Origin of the sequence: Bartonella sp. AU16XJBT (assembly GCF_028618665.1) — a bacterium.
Taxonomy (GTDB): Bacteria; Pseudomonadota; Alphaproteobacteria; order Rhizobiales; family Rhizobiaceae; genus Bartonella.
This window is the reverse complement of sequence record NZ_JAQITF010000005.1, coordinates 1-21859: the sequence shown is the minus strand read 5'-3', so window position 1 is coordinate 21859 and position 21859 is coordinate 1. Positions and strand designations below refer to the sequence as shown.

The window sequence follows — 21859 nt, the reverse complement described above, 5'->3', positions numbered from 1 at the left end:
TATTACTCTGTATTATTATTTATAATAAAGCATAAAATATCCAATAATAATAAAAAATTATAATATGAATTTTCATTATTATTGAGTTATGATGCTGATGTAATTTTAACGCGCTTTAAAAGAAATTTTTTGTTATTAAATAAAATATTTTATGATAGCGTAAAATAGAAAAGTCGATTGTATGAGAGGCTTTTCAAATACGATAGAATGCCATTGGGTTGCCAATTTACACGTTTGTTTTAAATAAGCATCTTTGCTACTTAAGCTCATTTCACGACGGCAACCCATGAATGGATTAATGGTAAAATCCATTGAACACTATGTTTTTACGTTTATGAGGGAGAAAATCGCTACCATTACACTCTTTTCCCCCAATATTGCAATGGCTCTCGGTACTTAAGACGGTTCATTAGAGGCATTTTTTCTTTCTTTAATGTTTTTTATCCTCACGGCTCTCCCGACTTTTGACGTGCAAAAGACATGGTTTTGATTGTTTCAACATAGAATAGATTTGAAATGAGAAAATCTTATGATATTCGTAATTCTCATTCCACATAAATAGTGAATTATCTTTATAAATCAAACTATTGTTCAAATAAAACAGCATTCCTTCTGAGTGCAGGAATATTTTCCTGTACCTATTAAAAAATAAAAGCCTCATTTGAAAATGAGACTTTTAAACCGTTTAATTCTGCAAAAAATTAAAATTTATAAGCTACACCCACGCGGAAATCATTTGTCTTGTAGCCTATTTCATATTTATCCTGTACGAACTTCTTCTTGCCAAAATCTGAATAACGATATTCTGCACGCACAATGACATTATCAGTCATTGCAAAATCAACACCCCCTCCAAGGGTATAACCAATCATGGTCTTTTTCTCATCATGCAATAAATCAGAAAGATCAATTGCTCTACTTTTGCTATCAGCTATTGACGCAAAAATATTCTGAAGCTGCGTATAAGCAACCCCTCCAGAAACATAGGGCATCATACGCTCAATCGCAAAACCAACTTTCACCCGCGTAGCACCAGACCATTTTTGTTTTAAAGTATGACGTATAGCCTCAATAAGCAACGCTGGAGATTCCTCCTCATGAGAATCTCTTGTTAGACTTGTTCTTTCTGAAGATTTTGATGTTTCTCCAGTTTGTTTTTTTTGGGGTATAGGAATATCCTTCGCATTCTTTTTATCAGACCACATAATATCCGTATCAATACCTATAATAAGACCATTATCGATATCAATATTGGAACCTGCATAAATCCCCCCTATAAAACCAGAAAGTTTAGGTAAATTTTCTTTTGGAACTCGCTCCCATTTTCCAGCAGCCTTTAAATAACTTGCAGTTGTTTTACCTGAAAAATTGCCAATCTGTCCTCCAAGATAAAACCCTGTCCAAGAAAAAGCAGGTGCTGTAATAACAGAAACAGGCTGCTCACGAACAACGACATCTCCTGCCTGTAATACAGAAATTGAAATTAAAGAAAAGATAGATGTTGAGACTAAATACTTTGTAATCATAATTGCTCCCCTAAAAGCTAATGTGATACATAAATAATAGTAAATCGTTTCACACTTTTTGCAAAAAATCTATAACAAAAATGACACAGTTATAAAAAATTAAAGTTTACATTAAAAAATAAAAATAGTTTATTAATAAATATATTATAAAACTTTTAAATATTATTAATTTTACATTAATTATTACTCTATATTATCTTTTATATTTTCATATTTTTTATTATTAGCGAGCATTGTATAAATAATTATAATATCAATTTTTTGAAAAAATGAGAGAGATAATCAACAAAAGTTTTTGTCTTATCTAATTAAAATATCTTCGTAATATTAGTGTTATAAGAAATCATATATAGCCACTCCCTCTATAAGTTTTTATCTAAAGCTGCGTGATAAAAAACACTCTTTCCCATATTCTTGTGTTGAAGATTTCTCAATTCATCAGTGTATCTGATAGACTGCTGCTTAATAAATGAGCCATATGCTTTTATCATACCCATGAGCTAAGACCATAGAGTATCATTCACTAAAAGGTCGTCACTAGATTGCTTTTTTATAAAGAATGATGCCGAAAAACAAGCTCATTTAACAAATGAAATTCTTTCATCACACTTGAGAAATCAATAGAGAAAAATTTTCACTCTCTAAAACTGTCAAGTATATAATAAAATATTAAAACTAAGATATAAAAATGGAATGAACAGTTTTTATTATTCTATAATATCTATTTATGTTTTATCTAATAATCACATTCAATGCTTTCATAAAATTATTATAAAATATATTAATATTTCATAATTTTTGTAAAAACTGAACAAACCAATTGCCCAGTTTCTGCAATTAATTGTTCAACACGAAGCAAATCAGGTTCCCCAACACTATTTAGCAAAAGGTCACTTAATCCAGGAGGCATATCATTGGGATCAAGGAGATCATTTAAACAAAGCCGTATAATTTGACTCAAATTTGTATAGAGACCATAGGCATAATGTAAATCAGCAATACATGACTGATTAAGAAAACTGTTCGGTAAGTGGTCTAAAATATCCGCGGTCGTCGCTCCAATTTGAAACTCAATGACATGCGTAATAAGAGCAAATTGAGCGATAAACTCCAAATCCATAATGCCACCAGACATCGTTTTCAAATCCCATTGATTTTTTGGCGGCTTTTCTTTTGCAATCAAAGAGCGCATTTCACATACTTCTTTTGCGACTTCGTTCTTATTACGAGAAATAGCAATAATTGCACACACTTCATTTTCTAGCTTTTGTAAAAAATCTGGATCTCCTGTAATGCCTCGAGCCCTTGTTAAAGCAAGATATTCCCATATCCATGCTTCTTGACGATAATATTTTTTAAAAAATGGAAAAGAAACAGCAACAGGTCCTTTATTGCCTAAAGGCCGTAACCTTAAATCAACGGCATAAAGAACACCTTGGCTTGTAAGTGTGGATAAAGCAGAAACGAGGCGCTGTGCTAAACGCGTATAATATTGAGAGATGTAAAGAGGCTTTTCTCCATCAGATATTTCTGCATCATCATCGTGTTCATAAAGTAAAATGATATCAACATCCGAACCCGCTGTTAATTCACGACTTCCAAGCTTCCCCATTCCCAATATGCCAACGCGTCCCCCTTTAATACGGCCATGAAGACGAGAAAATTCCTCTTGAACGGCAGAAAATGTTTTTGTAATCATCAGATCAGCAAGCGCAGTAAAAGCAAAACCTGCTCTTTCCCCTGTAATTGTACCATTCAAAATTCGAATACCAATCAAAAAACGTTGTTCATCTGCAAAAATCCTTAAATGGTCGAGAATTTCCTCATAAGAAAGAACATCTTCAAGAAAATATTCAAGCTGTTTTTCTAAATAGGTTCTTGTCGGTAATTCTGAAAGAATATTTGGGTCTAACATTCCATCAAAAACATGAGATCTGCGTGTAATAATTTCCGCAAGACGTGGCGCAGCCCCCATAATAAGGACAAGCATATCTAAAAGAGAGGGATTAGACTGCAAAAGACTAAAAAGCTGAATTCCTGAGGGTAAGCCCTGTAAAAAACTATCAAAACGCAACATCGCCTCATCAGCACGTTTTGTTGCGCCAAAAGCTTTCAAAAGAGCTGGTGTTAATTCTGTTAATCTCTCTCGCGCTTCAGCAGATTGCGTTGCTTTATAACGACCAAAATGGAGGGTGCGCATAATCCGACAAATATCACTCGCTCTTTCAAAACCTAAACGGCTTAATGTTATTAACGTCTCCGGATCATCTTCTTCTCCTGTAAAAACTAAATTGCCAATTTCTAAACCAAGTTCTTGTTCATTCTCAAACAGTGCTGCATAGTGTTTTTCAACAACATGAAGTGTTTTTAATAAATCACGGATAAAACCGCGTCTGTCGTGATAGCCCATTAAATAAGCAACGCTCGTGAATTGAGAAATATCATTGGGAAGAAGATGCGTTTGTTCATCCGCAAGCATCTGAATACGATGTTCCACATTTCTTAGAAAAGCATAACTTTTTATAAGATTATCTCTTGTTTCCCCACTAATCCAACCAAGCGTGTGAAGTTCCGCTAACATTGCAACTGTCTGGCGTCCACGTAATTGAGGAAAACGCCCACCAGCAATAAGTTGTTGTGTCTGAACAAAAAACTCAATTTCACGAATACCACCACGACCTAACTTTATATTATGTCCATAAGCTGCAATTTGACCGTAACTTTCATGCGCATGAATTTGACGTTTGATCGAATGAATATCAGCAATCGCAGCATAATCTAAATATTTTCGCCACACATAGGGAAAAAGTTCTTTCAGAAAGTTAAAACCTGCTCTCTTATCGCCAGCAACTGGACGTGCTTTAATCATAGCGGCTCGTTCCCAATTTTGTCCACGCCCTTCATAATAACGCAAGGCAGTCCTGACCGGTAAGGCCAAAGGTGTTGATCCTGGATCTGGACGAAGACGAAAATCAAGACGAAAAACATATCCTTCCGCAGTGCGCTCTTGAATGATACGGATTAATCGACGTACCATTTTAGAAAATACGTCGACACTTTCAGAAAGATTACCAATATGAGGGGACGTTTCATCAATAAAAACAATAAGATCAATATCAGAAGAATAATTAAGTTCTCCTGCTCCTAATTTTCCCATCCCTAAAATGATTAAACCACAGTCTTTTTCTGGATTCTCACGGCTCAGCAAATTGATCTTACCATGATCATGTGCTTCTCTTAATAGAAAACGCAATGCTACACCTAGTGCAGCTTCACCCAAACGTGTCAACCAAGCACATGAAACTTCGTAAGTAAAAACACCACTCAAATCAGCTAAAGCAATGAGGACATGCACTTCTCGTTTTTTGCGCCTTAAAGCAGCCATCAATGAAGTTTCATTTATAGATTTATCCTTATCAATAACCGTAATATCATCGATAATTTCGCTCAGCCTTGTTTCTATATCAACATGCAATAAAGGACTAAGATATGATGGGTTGGCAATTAAAACCTCACGCAAAAAAGGAGATAAAGTCATAACCGCACGGATAAAATCAATTTGCGTTCCATTTTCTGAAATGATGGAAACAAGCGGTTCTAAACCTTCTTTCCTTGCTTGTTCTTCCATGTCTTTTAACCATTGGGAACCACTTTCATGGAGAGGGCATAAAGAGAGAAGCTGTGTTTTTAAAAAAGCTTGTTTCATCTCATCTCCCTTGAAAAGCATTTTGCCTTCCTTATCCATTGCATTATACTTGTAAAATAGTCATTCCGTATGAAAAGAAAAAACTGAAGAAAATATCTTTAAGGAAATAACAAAACAACCCTAAGCCCTGGATTTGCATTTTCAAGTAACAATTCACCCCCGTGCAGCTTCATAACTGCTTTTGCTATACTTAAACCAATCCCAAAACCAGGTTGTGTACGGCTTTCTTCAAGACGAACAAATCGTTCTGTTACTTTTTCACGTTTATCCTCTGCTATTCCTGGACCATTATCGCTTACAACAACTAATAAATGTTCATCACGATATTCCATTGATAAGCAAACCTTCGCTTTTTCCCCATCTTTAGATGCATATTTAATCGCATTATCGATAAGATTAAAAATTGTTTGCGCGACAAGCTCACGATTCAATTTAAGCTCTTTATCAAATATATCTCCTAACTGAAGTAAAACACCTGACTCTTCAGCAAAAGGCTCGTAAAGCTCAACAGCATCTTCAAGGATCAGTTTCATATTCATCATCTCAAGATGCTCAATAGCACTGCTCGCTTCGATGCGTGAAATCATTAAAATCGCATTAAACGTACGAATAAGTTGATCTGATTCAGCAATAACACTCTCAAGGACCTGACGATATTCAAACTTTGTCTTGTTTGCCGAAAGCGCCTCTTCAGCACGATTTCTAAGACGCGTTAACGGTGTTTTCAGATCATGAGCAATATTATCTGATACTTGACGTAAACCAATATTTAACTCTTCAATGCGGTCTAACATAACATTAAGATTCGTTGACAATCGATCAAACTCATCCCCTACCCCTGAAACAGGTAAACGCCCACTGAAATCACCTTCCATCAAGCGCCGTGATGCTGCCGTGACCTGATCAATCCTTTGTAAAGCTCTCCTGCCAACAAAAAACCATATGAGTAAAGCGCCTCCCACCATTGCAGCAAGTGCAATGATCACAGCTTTACGAATAACCGCCGCAAAACGTTCGGGCTCATCCAAATCGCGTCCTATAAGAATCTTCATAGCATTAGGCAAATCAAAAACGACCGCCAAAGCGCGATGTTCACTTGTTCTGCCATGTTCTCCAAAACGTGAATACAAAAAGGAGGTAGAAATAAAACCACTCTGATTCAAAAGACCTAATTCAATACGTGCTACATTGCCTGCTAAAATACGCCCCATAGGATCTGTGACAAGATAAAGAAATGCCCCTGGTTGTCTTGAACGATAATCTATCGTGCGTATTAATAAAGGGAGCCCTCCATAATTATAAGCATTTTCAATATACTTTAATTCTTCATGTAAAGCCTGTTCAGTTTGCTCTGTTAACAACGAAGCAGAAAATGCCGTCATATAAATAGAAAGACCTGTTGCCACCAATCCAAACAATAAAATGTAAAGCGCTGAAAGCCTTAGCGCTGTCGTGCGCATTATATTAATCAAACGATTCATGCTTTGTTATCTGGTGCTTTCAGCATATATCCAGCGCCTCGCACAGTATGAAGAAGCGGAACATCAAAATCTTTTTCAATTTTGGCTCTCAAACGAGAAATATGGACATCAATGACATTTGTTTGTGGATCAAAATGATAATCCCAAACATTTTCCAAAAGCATAGTGCGTGTAACCACCTGCCCCGCATAGCGCATTAAATATTCAAGTAAACGAAACTCTCGTGGTTGCAATAGAATGTTTCTATCCCCCCGTTTTACCGTATGTGCTAACCGATCAAGCTCAAGATTGCTTACGCAATAAACAGTTTCTGCTTCTTTAGGATTCTTCCGCCGTTGTAATACTTCAACACGCGCAAGAAGTTCAGAAAAAGCATAAGGCTTTGTCAAATAATCATCTGCCCCTGCACGCAAACCCGTCACACGATCATTAACTTGCCCTAAAGCTGAAAGGATAAGAACGGGTGTTTCATTGCCTTTAGCACGCAATTCCGAAATAATAGAAAGCCCATCACGATGTAAAAGCATTCGATCAACAACCATAACATCATAACTTTCTGTGATCGCTAAAGCGTATCCAGTATCACCATCATAGGCAACATCAACGGAATGCCCTACCTCCAAAAAAGCCTTTTCGAGATAACGTCCTGTCTCACGATCATCTTCGATAACGAGTATTTTCATAAAACGCATCTCCGTTATTTTTATAAAATTACATTGTAGGACAGAAATCTACAAAATCTCTGTCCCACTCATCATAAAGTGCTATTTTTTGAAAATTGGAAGAGCGACAAAACGATTTTGATCATTTGTTCGGATCTGTAAGAGTATAGCTTTTCGCCCTAGCTTTTGGGCATCCTTGATTGCATCAGTAATATCAGAAGTTTTTTTAACAGATTTATTATTCACTGTCACAATGACATCACCTGGGCGGATTCCCTTATCTGCAGCATCTGAATCCGAATCCACATCTGTTACAACCAATCCTAAATCATCGTCAGAAGGAGCAACAATTAACCCATAATCTTCCAATGTTTCATCTGAATCTCCACGTTCATTTAAATATTTTGAACTTTCTTTCTTACCTGCATCTTCAGGCATTGCAGCAAGTTTAACTTTGATATTTTCCTCCTTACCGGATCTCCAAATCCCTAAAGTCACGGTTTCTTCCGGACTCATATTTGCAATACGCTTTGCCAAGTCACGAGAATCATTAATTTTTTCATCATTCACTGAAATAACGACATCACCTGCCTTGATACCAGCCTTTGCTGCTGGCCCTTTTAATGGATCAGTAACCAAAGCACCTTTCGCTTCTTTCAAACCTATCGAATCAGAAATTTCCTTCGTTACTGGCTGAATCATAACCCCAAGCCAACCACGTTGAACTGAACCTTTTTCGATAAGTTGTTGCACAACCTGTTTCACTGTCCCTGCCGGAATAGCAAAAGCAATCCCAACATTGCCTCCTGAAGGAGAAAAAATCGCCGTATTAACGCCAACAACCTTACCATTCAAATCAAAAGTTGGACCTCCAGAATTTCCTCTATTAACAGCAGCATCAATCTGAATAAAATCATCATAAACACCCGTGCCAATATCACGTCCACGTGCCGAAACAATACCTGCTGTCACAGTTCCACCAAGACCGAATGGATTACCAATAGCAACAACCCAATCTCCAACGCGAAGCTTTGAATCATCACCAAAATCAACATAGGAAAATTTTCTTTTATCATTTACTTTTAGGACAGCAAGGTCAGTTTTGGGATCTTTCCCAATAAGCTTTGCGTTCAATTCTGTACCATCATCAAGAACAACTGTATAACTTGTCCCATCAGAAATTACATGATCATTGGTCACAATGTAACCATCAGACGAAATAAAAAAACCCGATCCAAAAGCTATAGGACGGAGTCTCTGTGAATGATTGGGAAATTTATTTTTAGGCTTATCAAAATCATAAAACTCTTTAAAAAGCCTTTTCAAAGGATGTTGATCTGGTAATTGATCAATCCCTGGACCACTAAAAAAGTTACTAAAGAACCAATCTTCTTTCTTTTTATTGCTCTTTACTTGTACTGCAACAACCGCTGGTTTTACTTGAGCAACGATATCTGCAAATCCTTGTTGTTGCATTAACGAAGTAAATACAGAACTTGCATGAGCCTTTGTCGTCCATAAGCTTGATGTACATCCACTAAAAAACAGTGCACTCTCCAATACTGCAGAAAAACTTACTGCGACAAATGTTTTAAAGAAAGTTTTTTTTAACATTTACTCTATGCTCCTATTCAATCATACTTTCTATCCCAATCTGATCACTTATAAAATACCAGACCTTACCGTTTTCTGTCTAAATTGTTAAAGTTTTGTAAGATTTCAGTATCCTTCAATATAATTACAATAAGGTTGAATGCTCATTGCAAATGAGCTAAGCTTTTCCTCTTATATAATATCCTTTTTAATGTAATGGCGTTTTTGACTGTTTTTTCTTAATTGCATTTACAATCATTATTTTCCCACGCTTATACCCTTTTAACTGGAAAAATATGACACTTGCACCAATGATGATAATAATCAAAGGCGAAAACCATAAAAACCAAGTTGTTTTATTAAATGGTGGTTTTAAGAGAATGAATTCACCATATCGCTCAACAAGAAAGTCAATCACTTGCTGATTACTATAGCCCATTTTTAGTTTTTCCCGAATTAAAAGCCTTAAATCACGTGCTAGAGAAGTATCTGAATCATCAATTGATTGATTTTGACAAACCGGACAACGTAAATGCGATGAAATACCGCGCGCGCGCCTTTCAAGAATTGTATCCTTTAAAATCTCATCTGGCTCTACTGCTATAGCTAATCGAAAAGGAAACATTGCGATTAAAAAAAATAAAATCCAAAGAATTTTTTTCATCTCAATGTCTTCTCCAAAAATTTAAAGCAAGCAGAACCCTCTTGTACATGCCAGTACTAAACCAGTACCCCAGAAGAGAAAGACATCCTCCCATAGCCATCATGAATGCCCCTAACCAAATGCATATGATATAAGGCTTCCACCACATGTGCACAACAAGACCACGATTATCGAGATGTCCCGGCACAATATAGAGCTGCGATAAGCCATAATTTTGAAGACCAACTTCCGTTGTCAAAGTATTTTGGCTTGAGTAAAATCTCTTTGAAGCTGTTACATGACCCACGATTTTTTTATTTTCATATATTTTAAAACAAAACTCCCTTGCCGAATAATTCGAACCAAAACGATCATGCACGGTATCAAAATGAAGCATTTTATCCGCTATCGTCACCCACTCTCCTATGTTCATGGTTAAAATACGTTCTTGACTAAAACTTGCCACACAGACAATACCAAATAATGTAACGCCTAGTCCCATATGTGCCATTGCTGCACCAAAAACAGACCACGGCAATCCAAAAAATCTCTTAACGCGTACTGAAAAAGCTCTCTTGCCATATCCACTTTTTCCCCACAGGTCCGCTAAACTGCCTAAAAAAACAAACGCTGAAAGCCCAATGCCTAAAACTGCAAGAATATCACGCACAGATGTCGCATAAAATAGTATAAAACAGATGGTAGCAACCAAGACAAAAACAAACCACAACCGTTCAAAAACTGCGAGAAAATCACCGCGTTTCCACGCCATCATTGATCCAAACGGAACAAACAACAACAGCAAAAGCATGAGTGGTCCGCAGGTAAGGTTAAAAAAAGCAGCCCCTACAGAAATTTTTTGCCCTGTTAACATCTCAATAAAATAAGGATAGAGTGTACCAATCAATACTGTGGCTGTTATTGTTGTCAGTAACAAATTATTTAAAACAATAAACCCTTCGCGCGAAATTGGTTGAAAAAATCTTTCTGTTTTTACAAGAGGGATGCGCAAAGCAAAAAGAAGAAAAGCCGCTCCCGTAAAGAAAAATAAAAGTGCAAGAATTGCTTGTCCCCGTGCTGGATCAACAGCAAAACTATGAACAGAAACTAAAAGTCCCGAACGAACAAGAAACGTTCCCATAAGAGAAAGGGAAAAAGTAAGCAATGCTAAAAACAAAGTCCAACTTTTCAATATTCCTCGTTTTTCGAGAACAAGAGCAGAATGTAAAAGAGCCGTTCCTGAAAGCCAAGGCATAAACGAAACATTTTCAACAGGATCCCAAAACCAATACCCTCCCCACCCTAGCTCATAATAAGCCCAATAGGAGCCAACCATAATCCCCAATGTCAAAAAACACCAAGAAAGTAAAAGCCAAGGACGGACCCAATGCGCCCAAATCTTATCAATATGCCCCATAATCAATGCTGCAACAGCAAAAGAAAAGCAAAGTGAAAAACCAACATAACCTAAATAAAGAAGGGGGGGATGAATCGCTAATGCGATATCTTGTAAAAGAGGATTGAGATCATTTCCCTGTAATGCTGGTGGATTCACACGTAAAAATGGGTTGGATACAAAAAGAATAAATAAAAGAAAAGCGCTTGTAATCCAACTTTGGCAAATTAAAACAAGTGTCTTGAAATCTTCCGGCACATATTGGCTAAAGAAAGCCATCAATGCACTAAAAAAAGTGAGACTTAAAACCCATAACAACATAGAGCCTTCGTGGTTGCCCCAAACACCGGTGATTTTATAAAGCATCGGTTTTTCTGAATGAGAATTCTCAACAACATTTAAAACAGAAAAATCAGATACAACATGAGTGTAAATCATCACTAAAAAAGATAAGAGCAATAATGTGAAAGTGATATATGTTAGGGGAATAGCTGTTTGCATTAACAAACGCTCTTGCCTCCAAAAACCTAAAGCAGGCAAAAAAGCTTCTAATAAGCTTACGGCAAATGCTGCGGCTAAAAAAATATGACCCAGTTCAACAAGCACAATCGAATTATTTCTCCATACTGTAATGTTTTTTCAAGCGATCAGCGGTTTCTTTAGGCATATAAGTTTCATCATGTTTTGCTAAAACACGCGTCCCTATAAAAAAACCCTGTTTGTCGAAATGCCCTTCTACAATCACCCCCTGACCTTCACGAAAAAGATCCGGTAAGGCACCATTGAAAACCACTTTTTCATGTTTTGTGTTATCCGTTACAAAAAAAATAACGCCTCTCTCTCCCGTATATTGAACGGTCCCCTTTTCAACAAAGCCGCCCAAACGCAAAGAGCGTCCAGTTAAAATATCTTCTCTTGTAATATCAGAGGGCATTCTAAAAAAACTGACCGCATGACGCATTGCATACACAATGAGACTTGCTGCAATTGCCATAACCAAACAACACAATAAGATGATCAGTAAGCGCTTTTTTTTTCGCTGCTTTAAAATAAGCTTCAACGAAGCAGAATTCTTTAAAGATTGATTGTTCATAGACACTCTACGAAAAAATTTTCAACACGTTCTATAAGTATCCATATTTTATTTTTTTAAGAGCTTTGCACATCTTCTATAGAGGTGCAACTTTTTATCAAATACCTCACCTTTGCAAACAAGCTTATCAATACTTTTCTTCCTTTTTTGATTTTTACACCAATTTTTATTTAATCTATAACGACTTGTGCCGTGTTCTTGACATTTTTCATTTCTGTTATTCACCCCCTCCACATGTACCTTCCACTTCTAGATGTTTACTGCTCTTGTCGTTCTAAATAGCTTTTCTCTTTTTATTTCTCTATCTCAATTGGCGACGATCACTTTTCTTTGTCTGTTCACTTGCTGTGCCAAGTAACTGAAACATCATTTTTTCAACCCGTGAGCGTCCTACAAAACTTTCAGGCATTGTATCAAGAAAGCTTTGTAAAAACTGCACTGCCTGCGCCGTTTTTCCGGCTTGATGAAATGCATCGGCCAACAATAGACGCGGATAAAAATCTGTTGGCGCTAAATCTGCTGCTTTTTGAAAAGCATTTTGTGCCTCTTGCGTTATCACTCCCCCTTCAGAACCAACCAATGCTAAACCATATCCTACAAGCCTTGGAGCTGTTTCTCCATTCAAACGAAGTGCATCTAAATAAGTATTCACAGCTTCTTGAAAATGGCTTTCTTCGAGATACCCTACCGCTAACGCATCTGCTAACTTGCCATCATGAGGGGAGCGGAAAAAAAGCACTTGTAGACGAACAAGCTTTTCTTGCTGACTTAGAATTTTAGGATTCTTATCCATTAATTCGCTAAAAAAATAACTTTTCACTTCTGGATTGCCTGTCAGCCCATAGATACTCCAAGTCATAAGCAGAACAAACAAAACACTTAAAGCTTTAAGAATATTTCTTTTTTTATAATGCCTATAAAACTTATGAGAATCAACCGTATGCATATGACTTCTATAACCATTCATGGTTTGAACTTGCCAATTTTTCTTGACCCCATCGTCAAAATGTAGTGAAAGAAAAAGAATAATTGCCAGAAAAGTGAGAAAAAATGCTGCAAAAATGAGTAAGAGCATATCGTTTTTTTCCAATACGAACGAAGATAACGCGCTTATCTTTTGCTCTCTTCATGAGAAGAGTGATGTGAAAGGATAAAAATTTATCTTTTTATGAAGAATATCGTAAAATCTATTGTTCATTTCTCTTATATGGCTCACCTCTACCAAGAAAACAAAAACAAGATTTTATTTTCTATTTTGATTATAAATACGGATCTTCTGAAAAGCCTCCCTACTTTTTTGTATTTTCTAAAGATTTCTTTACAAAGTTTATAGACATTTCCTGCTTAAGGAGAAAATATGTTATTCTCCCATTTTGGGTAATAAGACTTTTGTACACAGCCCCCCCAAGACAGAACGCGATAAAAAGAGATTGCCACCATATTCATTCACCATATCTGAAACAATTGCTAACCCTAAACCTGTCCCCGGCTTACTTTCATCAAACCGCCACCCTCTTTTTAACGCTTCATCAATTTTATCTTCTGTTAAACCAGGACCATCATCTTCGACAAGGATACTAAAGTATTTTTCTTCTTCAACGTTTGCTTCTAAACAACAAGAGATCAACACCTTTACACGAGACCACTGAGTAGCATTCTCAATCAAATTCCCTATAATTTCTTCTAAATCTTCCTTCTCTCCAGAAAAAACAATATCATCAACATCCATAATAAATTCAATTTGTTTTTCAGGATTAAGCTTTTTCATAACCCGCACTAAACGATCAACCATACTGCGGACAGATGTATGATAGACAACACTATCGCATTGTGCTGCAATCCGCGCCCGCTGAAGATAATGATTGATTTGAGCTTGCATTATTTGCGTTTGCTCTCTCAACAAACAAGCCTTTTCTCCGCGCATCTTATCTGTCTCATTCATAATCACGGACAGAGGTGTCTTCAATGAATGCGCGAGATTACCAACCTGCGTGCGAAATCGCTCAATAATACGCTGATTATTCTTAATGAGAGCATTCATCTCTTGGGCAAGCGGCATGACTTCGCTGACTAGATCGGTATTCACATAGTGAACTCTTCCTTTTCGAATATCATTCAATGCGCGTCGAATAAGCTTAAATGGTTGAAAACTAAAGAAAATAATAGCCATATTAATAAGAACACTCCCGATACCCAAACTCCAAAGAAAAATTTGCAAAGTTCGCTTAAATCCCTTTACTTGAGCATGCGCTTCATCAATATTCCCAACAAGCCGAAAACGTGCAATATGATTTTTATTATCAAGAACAACATCACTCTCAATCACTTGTAGCTTTTGACCATTGTTTCCCTTTATCCGATAAGAGCGAAAGAATTTATTGTCAAAAGGTATATCGACATCGCTGGGTGTAAATATCTCTCCTGATCCCAATGAGGGGGAGGTCAATCTTCCTTTTAAATTATGAGATATGGCAATAACTTCCCAATACCATCCCGTTGTTGGATCAGCATAACGAATATCATCAATCCCAGCCCCTTCTCTCAAAGTGCCTTCTGGTGCTACCGTCACTGTTGCAATCAAACTGTAGAGTTGAGCAGAAAGAATACGCTCTAGGCTCTCTTCAGTTGAACGCTTATAAAATAAAATACTCACTGTAGAAATCGATAAAAGAGAAATAACAACCCATAGTGTTGATAAGATCATAACACGTAAACTGAGAGATCGCGTAATTACAAAAAAGAGCCTCTGAAACCAATGATCCTCTTTGAAAACATTCATTCATCACCTCCCGCTCTCACGCGATACCCCATTCCTCGAATAGTCTCAATCAAATCCACGCCAAGCTTCTTGCGTAACCGCCCTACAAAAACTTCCACCGTATTCGAGTCCTTATCAAAATCCTGATCATAAAGATGCTCAGTAAGCTCCGTTCTTGAAATGACCCTGTCACAATGATGCATGAGATATGAGAGAAGTCTGAATTCATAAGATGTTAGTTTAATCAATTGACCATCCAAAAAAACACGAGATGTCTTCGTATCCAACAAAACATTTCCGTAACATAAGGTACTTGTCGCATGTCCTGTCGTACGACGAATTAGCGCCCGCAAGCGCGCTATCACTTCCTCCAAATGAAATGGCTTCACAACATAATCGTCAGCCCCTGCATCAATACCGTGTACCTTATCAGACCAGCGATCTCGTGCCGTTAACATTAAAACAGGCATGGTGCGCCCTTCTTGACGCCATTTTTCAACAACACGAATACCATCAGTCTGCGGTAAACCTATATCAAGTATCACCGCGTCATAAGACTCTGTGCTGCCTAAAAAATAAGCCTCCTCACCATCAAAAGCACTATCGGAAACATATCCTGCATGTCTTACAGCTTCTGCTAATTGATGGTGAAGATTCCGATCATCTTCAACGATTAAAATACGCATCACAACACCATCTGTCAAAGATTAATCAGTAGGAACGAAAAACTCAACACGGCGCAATTTCTCACCATTACGGGCTGGTACAACAAGCACAATTGCACACATATTCTTTCCATCATGAACAACCAGTTCTGAACGAACGAGAACTCCTTTCTCTTGAGTTGCAACCTTCTTACCCGCCTCAACGCAACCGGCAGCCATAACAGAATCGGCTCCTAAAAAAGCAGTTATTAACACGAACAAAAAAACTTTTTTCATCATAGATATTTCAATAACCTCTCTTCTTATCTTCTGATAAGATAAAAGAAATAATGTTTTTTGGTGGGCAATTTAAAAATCACAAGTCAATTTAAAAGCGACAAATGAAAAATAATTTATCCTCCGTCTTACAGAACAACATACTAATATTAATTAAATTTACAGAATAACATACTAATATTAATCCAAATTTTTAAAAATTCAAAATAAAATATTTTTAATAATGAGCATAAAGTTTATTGGATAAAATAATACAAGCTTAATACACTGTTTTACGGGAAATGAATAATTTTCAAATAAACTCTTTCTCTGTAGCTCTATAGAAAAAAAATACTTCTACTCCATATAATTTTTATAGATTTGTTTGGTTGTATTGCTTTGCCATAGGCTCTTTTTAAATGTTTAATTTTTTTAAAAAAAAGAAAGGACAACAGCATAAGCCATTTCACAGCCCTGCTCTCATCGAATTAGATGCACGATTAGATACAGCGCTTTATCGCATTCGTTCTGCTAACAGTTTTTTCTGGAAAAAGGCAAAAATCATCTCACAAAATTTTCATCTTCAAGGATGGAAACGCTTTATCGTTGAAGTTCTCGATGAAATACTAACATTAGGGTTGATGGGCTTTACTCTTTTTACCATTTTGGGCATTTCTGTTTTTGAACTAACCAAAACAGATTGGGCTTCTCCTAAAAATTTTTCCATTCTTTTTCTAGATCGCTATGGAAATTCCATTGGTCACCGTGGTGCACTGCCGGCGATTTCTGTCCCCGTTGAAGAAATGCCTGACACCGTTATTAAAGCGGTTCTCGCTACAGAAGACCGTCGTTTTTTCGATCATTGGGGTATTGATTTTCAGGGGCTTACACGGGCACTTTCACAAAATATGCAAGCTAAAGGTGTGGTGCAAGGTGGTTCAACTCTCACACAACAATTGGCTAAAAATTTATTCTTAACAAACGAGAGAACCATAACACGTAAAATCAAAGAAGCTTATCTTGCTCTTTGGTTAGAGGCAAACTTTAGCAAAAAACAGATTTTGCAACTTTATCTTGATCGTGCCTATATGGGAGGAAATAATTTTGGTATTGCAGCCGCGGCAAAATTTTATTTTGGAAAAAATATACGTCATGTATCTTTGAGTGAATCGGCTATGCTCGCAGGGCTCTTTAAAGCTCCAACAAAATACGCCCCTCATAGCCATCTTTTTGCGGCTCAAACACGTGCCAATGTCGTCCTTTCTAATCTTGTTAACAGCGGCTTTATGACAAAGAGCCAGATTATCAACGCACATCGCCACCCTGCTAGGGCACTTCCCCAAATAGACAATAATCAGCCTGATTATTTTCTTGATTGGGCATTCGAAGAAGTCAAAAAAATGCGTGATCAACTTCCAAGCCATAGTTTAGTCATTCAAACAACCATTGATCCAGCACTTCAAAAAATAGCAGAAGAATCAATTGCATATCATTTACATCAATATGGTCAACAATATCGCGTAACACAAGCCGCCACCGTTGTACTCGATAATAATGGCGCCGTATGTGCAATTGTTGGAGGACTGGACTATAAAAAAAGCCAATTTAACAGAGCGACCCAAGGTGGACGACAAACTGGTTCTTCATTCAAACCTTATGTTTACGCAACCGCCCTGGAACACGGTCTTTCACCTTCAACAATTGTTTTAGATGCCCCCATCAATTGGGGCGGTTGGACACCAAAAAATAATTCTGGTCGTTATCTGGGAAAAATTGATTTAGCAACGGCTTTAGCCTTTTCCATTAATACAGTCCCTGTTTATCTCACCTATCAATATCTTAACCGCGATACAAAACCCATCATAGACCTCATCAAGAGTATGGAAATTAACGCACATATTTTATCACATAAAACGATGGTCCTTGGAACTTCCAACATGACCCCCATGGATCAAGCAACTGGCTTTAATGTCTTTGCGAATGGCGGGATCGCTGGTAATCGTCATGGGTTCACACAAATCAGAACAATCGATGGTCATGTAGTGTGGGATTTCGAGCATAACGGTAATAAGCTCCATCGAGTACTCAGTGAACAATCAGCAGCTTATATGAACCAAATGATGGTGGGTGTCACAACACGAGGATCCGGTAAGCGTGCTGCTCTACCCATGACTCTTGTTGCTGGAAAAACTGGAACATCACAATCCTATCGTGATGCTTGGTTTGTTGGCTTTACGGGCAATTATACTGGAGCGGTATGGATGGGAAATGATAACTTTTCACCAATGAATCGTGCTTTTGGGGGTGGTGTTCCTGCCATGATATGGCATCGCATCATGCTCGCAGCACACCAAAATATCATGCTCAAACAGCTCTACGGTGTAAAAGATTCCCTCCTTCCTTATCAGCCACCAACACTTTCCTCCCATGCTAATTCTGAATTTTCCCCCCCAATACCCTCTACACTTTCTCCTGAAACATTGCATATCGTGCGATTGATTAACAAAGATCTAAAAAAACAATCTGCAATTTTTTTTAAAATGAAAACAACGGGAGATTCAACATTTTGAATTCAAGATATTCACGGATGCTTTTTAATATTACCATTTTCTTTTTTATCTTCGCTTTTTCGGTTTTATGGGGAACATTGAGTGTCGATTATGTGCTCAATTCCTTTCCTCATTTTGGACGCTTTACAATTGGAAAATGGAGTGCTTACCCACAAGTAGGAACCACCAATATGGATCCTTATACCCGTGCCCGCACTGCCAAACAAGGCATCGTTTCACTTGGACGCACTGAAGGTATTAGGTTCCAGATTTGGCAAGATAACCAAGGGCGTCCACTCCACCCTCTCTGTCATTATTTGCTCAAAGGCAGCATCCCTGAAACCCGTCTTTTTACCCTTTATACCGCAGATAAATCCCTTAAACCCTATACTTCATCGGAAGATATACCTTTTGAACTCCACACAAATGCTATTACTTATGAACATGATGGCTCCTTGCGCATCAATATTTCATCCACACCGCAAGCCGGAAATTGGCTTGCAACAGTGAGCCAAAAAGAATTCGGGCTTATTCTCACCCTATACGATACCTCAATCATCTCAGCAACGGCATTACAAAAGCTTACAATGCCCTCTATAGAACAAATCCCATCAGGACAAATAAATTGTGATTAGATTTATTCATACCGCACTTCTTGCAATCATTGGCGCTATTATTGTTCATATTTGCGTTCTCTTTATGATCCCCACTTGGGCACAAAATAATATATGGACAAGCCTTAAAAAATCTGGAGCCCCTTATCAATTTGTTGATTTACCTCCCGATAATCCTATTCAACAATCTGCTGATCCACTCTTTCTTCTTAAAGTCTGCAGATTTAATCTTGAAAATGGACCTGTTCATTTAAAAGCTTTAAAAACACGACAATTTTGGTCACTGGCAGCCTATACACACAATGGAATTATTTTCTATAGCCTTAATGACCGAACAGCCCCTGATGCTACACTCGATCTTATCATTGGAAAACCAATACAAATCATAGAACTCAAAAAGTCAAAGCCTCAAAAAAATGCCAATTCAGTTTTGATTGCTAAAAATTTGAATGAAGGTTTTGTTATTTTACGTATTTTTTCCCCTTCTTCCCTTGCAAAAAAAGAAAGTGAAGCTTTTCTTTCATCAGCGACCTGCCGCATATTTTATGAATAAAAATATTCTCACTTCTCATTTGTACAACGACCTTCTTTTTAATAAAAACGAAACAAGATCTATCAAAACAGTTATCTTTTTCCTCTATTCAGCGAATACTCGAATTCCGGTTTGTCTGATTTTAGATGCTTAAATTTTTTATTGAGATAGAAAAATATTTTTAATCCTCTCACATAATCCTCTATTAAAATACAAACCACATGTATAAAGAAAAAGTAGCCTATTAATTAGTAATATAAGATAAAATCTCTGTTTTACATATTCATATTATACTTGCAAAATACTTTTATTTATAATGATAATTTATTTCTTTAACTGTTGAATGAGTGCTCCGAATATCGCAGGATTCTCTCATTCCAAACTTAACCCATATTGAATCAATCAAAACCATGTCTTTTGCACGTCAAAAGCGAGATTGGCGTGTAAATAAAAACTGTACGAGAAAAAACTAAAAATGTCTCTTATAAACGGTCTGCTCAAAAGTTATCGCAACATTGGAGCGAACAAATAGAATGATAATGCTGGTTTTCTTCTTCATAAACGTAAAAGTGGGGATGCTTAATCGCTTTATCGTTATTACCCTTCATAGACACTGTCGCGCAATGAGTGTGACAAGCGTTGAGAGATGTCTCTTAAAAACAAGTGCCGTGAATTTGTACCCTAATAGTGTTCCATTATTCGATAGGCTTATCTTACAGAAAAAATTTTCCGCAATGAGAGGAAAAAGAGGAAAGTTCTATATGCTGATAAAAACGGAAAAACTTGTTCGTTGATCTTATTTTTACGTATTTACGAACATTCTTATAAAGTTCGATCAATGACATCATAAAGTGCTGAAGAAATACTTATTACCTTCAATGAAGCGCTAAAATAATCGCTAGAAATTGATGAGACATCTCGCATCCTTGACCTCAAAAATAAGTGCTTTACTTTTGTCTTATAAGCAAAAGCTTTTTGTAAGATAGATAATTTGAAAAAACTTTGCTTATAATTTACAGCTGAGGGGAAAAACTTCATGAAGAAGAAATATGTTCGATTAATTTCAAGAGCAGCGGTATGGTCCCCTCGCTTTGGTGGATTAGCGTTTTTTATTTTATTATTTTCGATCATCTTACAACGTTTTTCCGTGCTTAACGTAAGCGACTTTATAATTTTGATAGGAATCTCTACTTGCTGTGTGATTATTTCTCTTTTTCTCGCGATTAAAGCACTTCATAGTTTGTGGGTCTATGGAGCCCTAGGGGGAATGAAAGCTTTAAAGGGGATCGTTTATTCACTCATAACTGCGACACCATTGATGCTCTTTTTTGGACTTTGGTTTACCTTACCTGCTCTTTATGATGTTTCTACCGATACACAAAGACCACCGGCTTTTTTTCGCACAATACGTCCCAATGATGCTTTGCCACTTAAAAGTACCTTAACTGAACAAGCAATATTACAGAACTCACAATGGCCAGAAATGTCGGGGCGCCGTTATGATGGCTCACCTAACCGTATTCGCGAATCCGTTCTCAATGTTTTAGAATCCTATGATTGGCCTATTGTCGCACAACGAGAATTCAAAGGCGAAGACAATGAGATTTATATTGAAACAAGAGCTAAAACTTTGTACCTTGGTTTTATTTCAGACATTGTCATTCGTTTAACTGATGAAGGCAATACCACCTTTGTTGATATGCGTTCTGCTTCTCGTTATTTGCCAAGAGATTTGGGGACCAATGCTGCTTTTATTATCGATTTTATGGACGCTCTTGATACAGAAATTGCTTCCCTTCCTCTCTCACAAGATGATGGATAATGATCAAGAGCGATAAGGCACTTTATTTCATAAAAATTGCCTATTTTTCAATAAACATGATACATAAGCAAACAATCACTTTTCAAAAACTATAAACTAACCATTCCCCCAGTTAACAGCTTCTTAACACGTGAGACGTGATTAAATGTTGTACCAGAATTTACATACCATAAAAATTTTCTACAGTTTTATTTTTTATACTGAAAGTGAAATTCACCCCAAAGGAATGATCATAAGCAACTCATAATTGTGAGAACTTTTTATGGAACGATAACAATATGACAATCTTTACATAAAAGATAATAATCTAAAGACGATACACTCGTGAAGCAATTAAAAAGCTTAAAAAATAAAAAACAGAACTCTTGATGATAATGCTTATATTAAAGACTCTGTCTCACTGCAATCAGTAAACATTTTTTAAAAGACGATCTTTAATATATTTTAAAAATTAAAATATTACTATAATTTAATTCATATATTTAATACGCTATTAAATAAATTAAATTTATAAAATATAATCATAAAAAATATTATAAAAATTAAACTTATTATAAATAATAA

General features: G+C 36.7%; 16 protein-coding genes. 4 read left to right on the top strand and 12 right to left on the bottom strand.

Features of this window, described 5'->3' with window-relative positions:
• Positions 1 to 701: 701 nt before the first annotated feature.
• From PVV66_RS04230 to PVV66_RS04175, 12 genes are all read right to left on the bottom strand, one after another.
• Positions 702 to 1526, bottom strand: a complete 825-nt coding sequence (locus PVV66_RS04230) for an outer membrane protein (RefSeq protein WP_273717639.1) — start codon at positions 1524 to 1526, stop codon at positions 702 to 704.
• A 781-nt stretch (positions 1527 to 2307) separates the two neighbouring features.
• A complete protein-coding gene (locus PVV66_RS04225) occupies positions 2308 to 5232 on the bottom strand; it encodes a bifunctional [glutamine synthetase] adenylyltransferase/[glutamine synthetase]-adenylyl-L-tyrosine phosphorylase (RefSeq protein ID WP_273717640.1) in 2925 nt (974 codons plus the stop codon).
• Between the two features lie 98 nt (positions 5233 to 5330).
• Entirely contained in the window at positions 5331 to 6713 is a 1383-nt protein-coding gene (locus tag PVV66_RS04220) for a HAMP domain-containing sensor histidine kinase (RefSeq protein ID WP_273717641.1), read from the bottom strand.
• Positions 6710 to 7396, bottom strand: coding sequence for a response regulator transcription factor (locus PVV66_RS04215; RefSeq protein ID WP_273717642.1), 687 nt, complete (start codon positions 7394 to 7396; stop codon positions 6710 to 6712). Before PVV66_RS04215 ends, PVV66_RS04220 begins: the two co-directional genes overlap by 4 nt.
• Positions 7397 to 7477: 81 nt before the next feature.
• Positions 7478 to 8989, bottom strand: a complete 1512-nt coding sequence (locus PVV66_RS04210; protein WP_273717643.1) for a Do family serine endopeptidase — start codon at positions 8987 to 8989, stop codon at positions 7478 to 7480.
• Between the two features lie 187 nt (positions 8990 to 9176).
• The gene (locus tag PVV66_RS04205) at positions 9177 to 9632 is read right to left on the bottom strand and encodes a cytochrome c-type biogenesis protein (RefSeq protein ID WP_273717644.1); all 456 of its coding nucleotides are present in this window, start codon (positions 9630 to 9632) and stop codon (positions 9177 to 9179) included.
• A 1-nt stretch (position 9633) separates the two neighbouring features.
• Positions 9634 to 11613, bottom strand: a complete 1980-nt coding sequence (locus PVV66_RS04200; protein ID WP_273717645.1) for a heme lyase CcmF/NrfE family subunit — start codon at positions 11611 to 11613, stop codon at positions 9634 to 9636.
• 7 nt (positions 11614 to 11620) lie between these two features.
• Complete coding sequence (ccmE, locus tag PVV66_RS04195) at positions 11621 to 12100, bottom strand: cytochrome c maturation protein CcmE (RefSeq protein ID WP_273717646.1); 480 nt, start codon at positions 12098 to 12100, stop codon at positions 11621 to 11623.
• A 301-nt stretch (positions 12101 to 12401) separates the two neighbouring features.
• Positions 12402 to 13175, bottom strand: coding sequence for a tetratricopeptide repeat protein (locus PVV66_RS04190; protein WP_273717647.1), 774 nt, complete (start codon positions 13173 to 13175; stop codon positions 12402 to 12404).
• Between the two features lie 285 nt (positions 13176 to 13460).
• Positions 13461 to 14879 (bottom strand): ATP-binding protein, encoded by a 1419-nt coding sequence (locus PVV66_RS04185; RefSeq protein WP_273717648.1) that lies wholly within the window; start codon positions 14877 to 14879, stop codon positions 13461 to 13463.
• A complete protein-coding gene (locus PVV66_RS04180; protein ID WP_273717649.1) occupies positions 14876 to 15544 on the bottom strand; it encodes a response regulator transcription factor in 669 nt (222 codons plus the stop codon). Before PVV66_RS04180 ends, PVV66_RS04185 begins: the two co-directional genes overlap by 4 nt.
• A gap of 21 nt (positions 15545 to 15565) precedes the next feature.
• Positions 15566 to 15802: a hypothetical protein gene (locus PVV66_RS04175; protein WP_273717650.1), complete on the bottom strand. Its 237-nt coding sequence runs from the start codon at positions 15800 to 15802 to the stop codon at positions 15566 to 15568.
• A gap of 395 nt (positions 15803 to 16197) precedes the next feature.
• Here PVV66_RS04175 and PVV66_RS04170 point away from each other — a divergent pair, with 395 nt between their 5' ends.
• From PVV66_RS04170 to PVV66_RS04155, 4 genes are all read left to right on the top strand, one after another.
• Positions 16198 to 18348, top strand: a complete 2151-nt coding sequence (locus PVV66_RS04170; protein ID WP_273717651.1) for a transglycosylase domain-containing protein — start codon at positions 16198 to 16200, stop codon at positions 18346 to 18348.
• Between the two features lie 17 nt (positions 18349 to 18365).
• Complete coding sequence (locus PVV66_RS04165) at positions 18366 to 18962, top strand: DUF1214 domain-containing protein (RefSeq protein ID WP_273717652.1); 597 nt, start codon at positions 18366 to 18368, stop codon at positions 18960 to 18962.
• Positions 18955 to 19494 (top strand): hypothetical protein, encoded by a 540-nt coding sequence (locus PVV66_RS04160; RefSeq protein WP_273717653.1) that lies wholly within the window; start codon positions 18955 to 18957, stop codon positions 19492 to 19494. Before PVV66_RS04165 ends, PVV66_RS04160 begins: the two co-directional genes overlap by 8 nt.
• 1015 nt (positions 19495 to 20509) lie before the next feature.
• On the top strand, positions 20510 to 21295 hold the full coding sequence (locus tag PVV66_RS04155; RefSeq protein ID WP_273717654.1) for a DUF1499 domain-containing protein: 786 nt from the start codon (positions 20510 to 20512) through the stop codon (positions 21293 to 21295).
• Positions 21296 to 21859 lie beyond the last annotated feature (564 nt).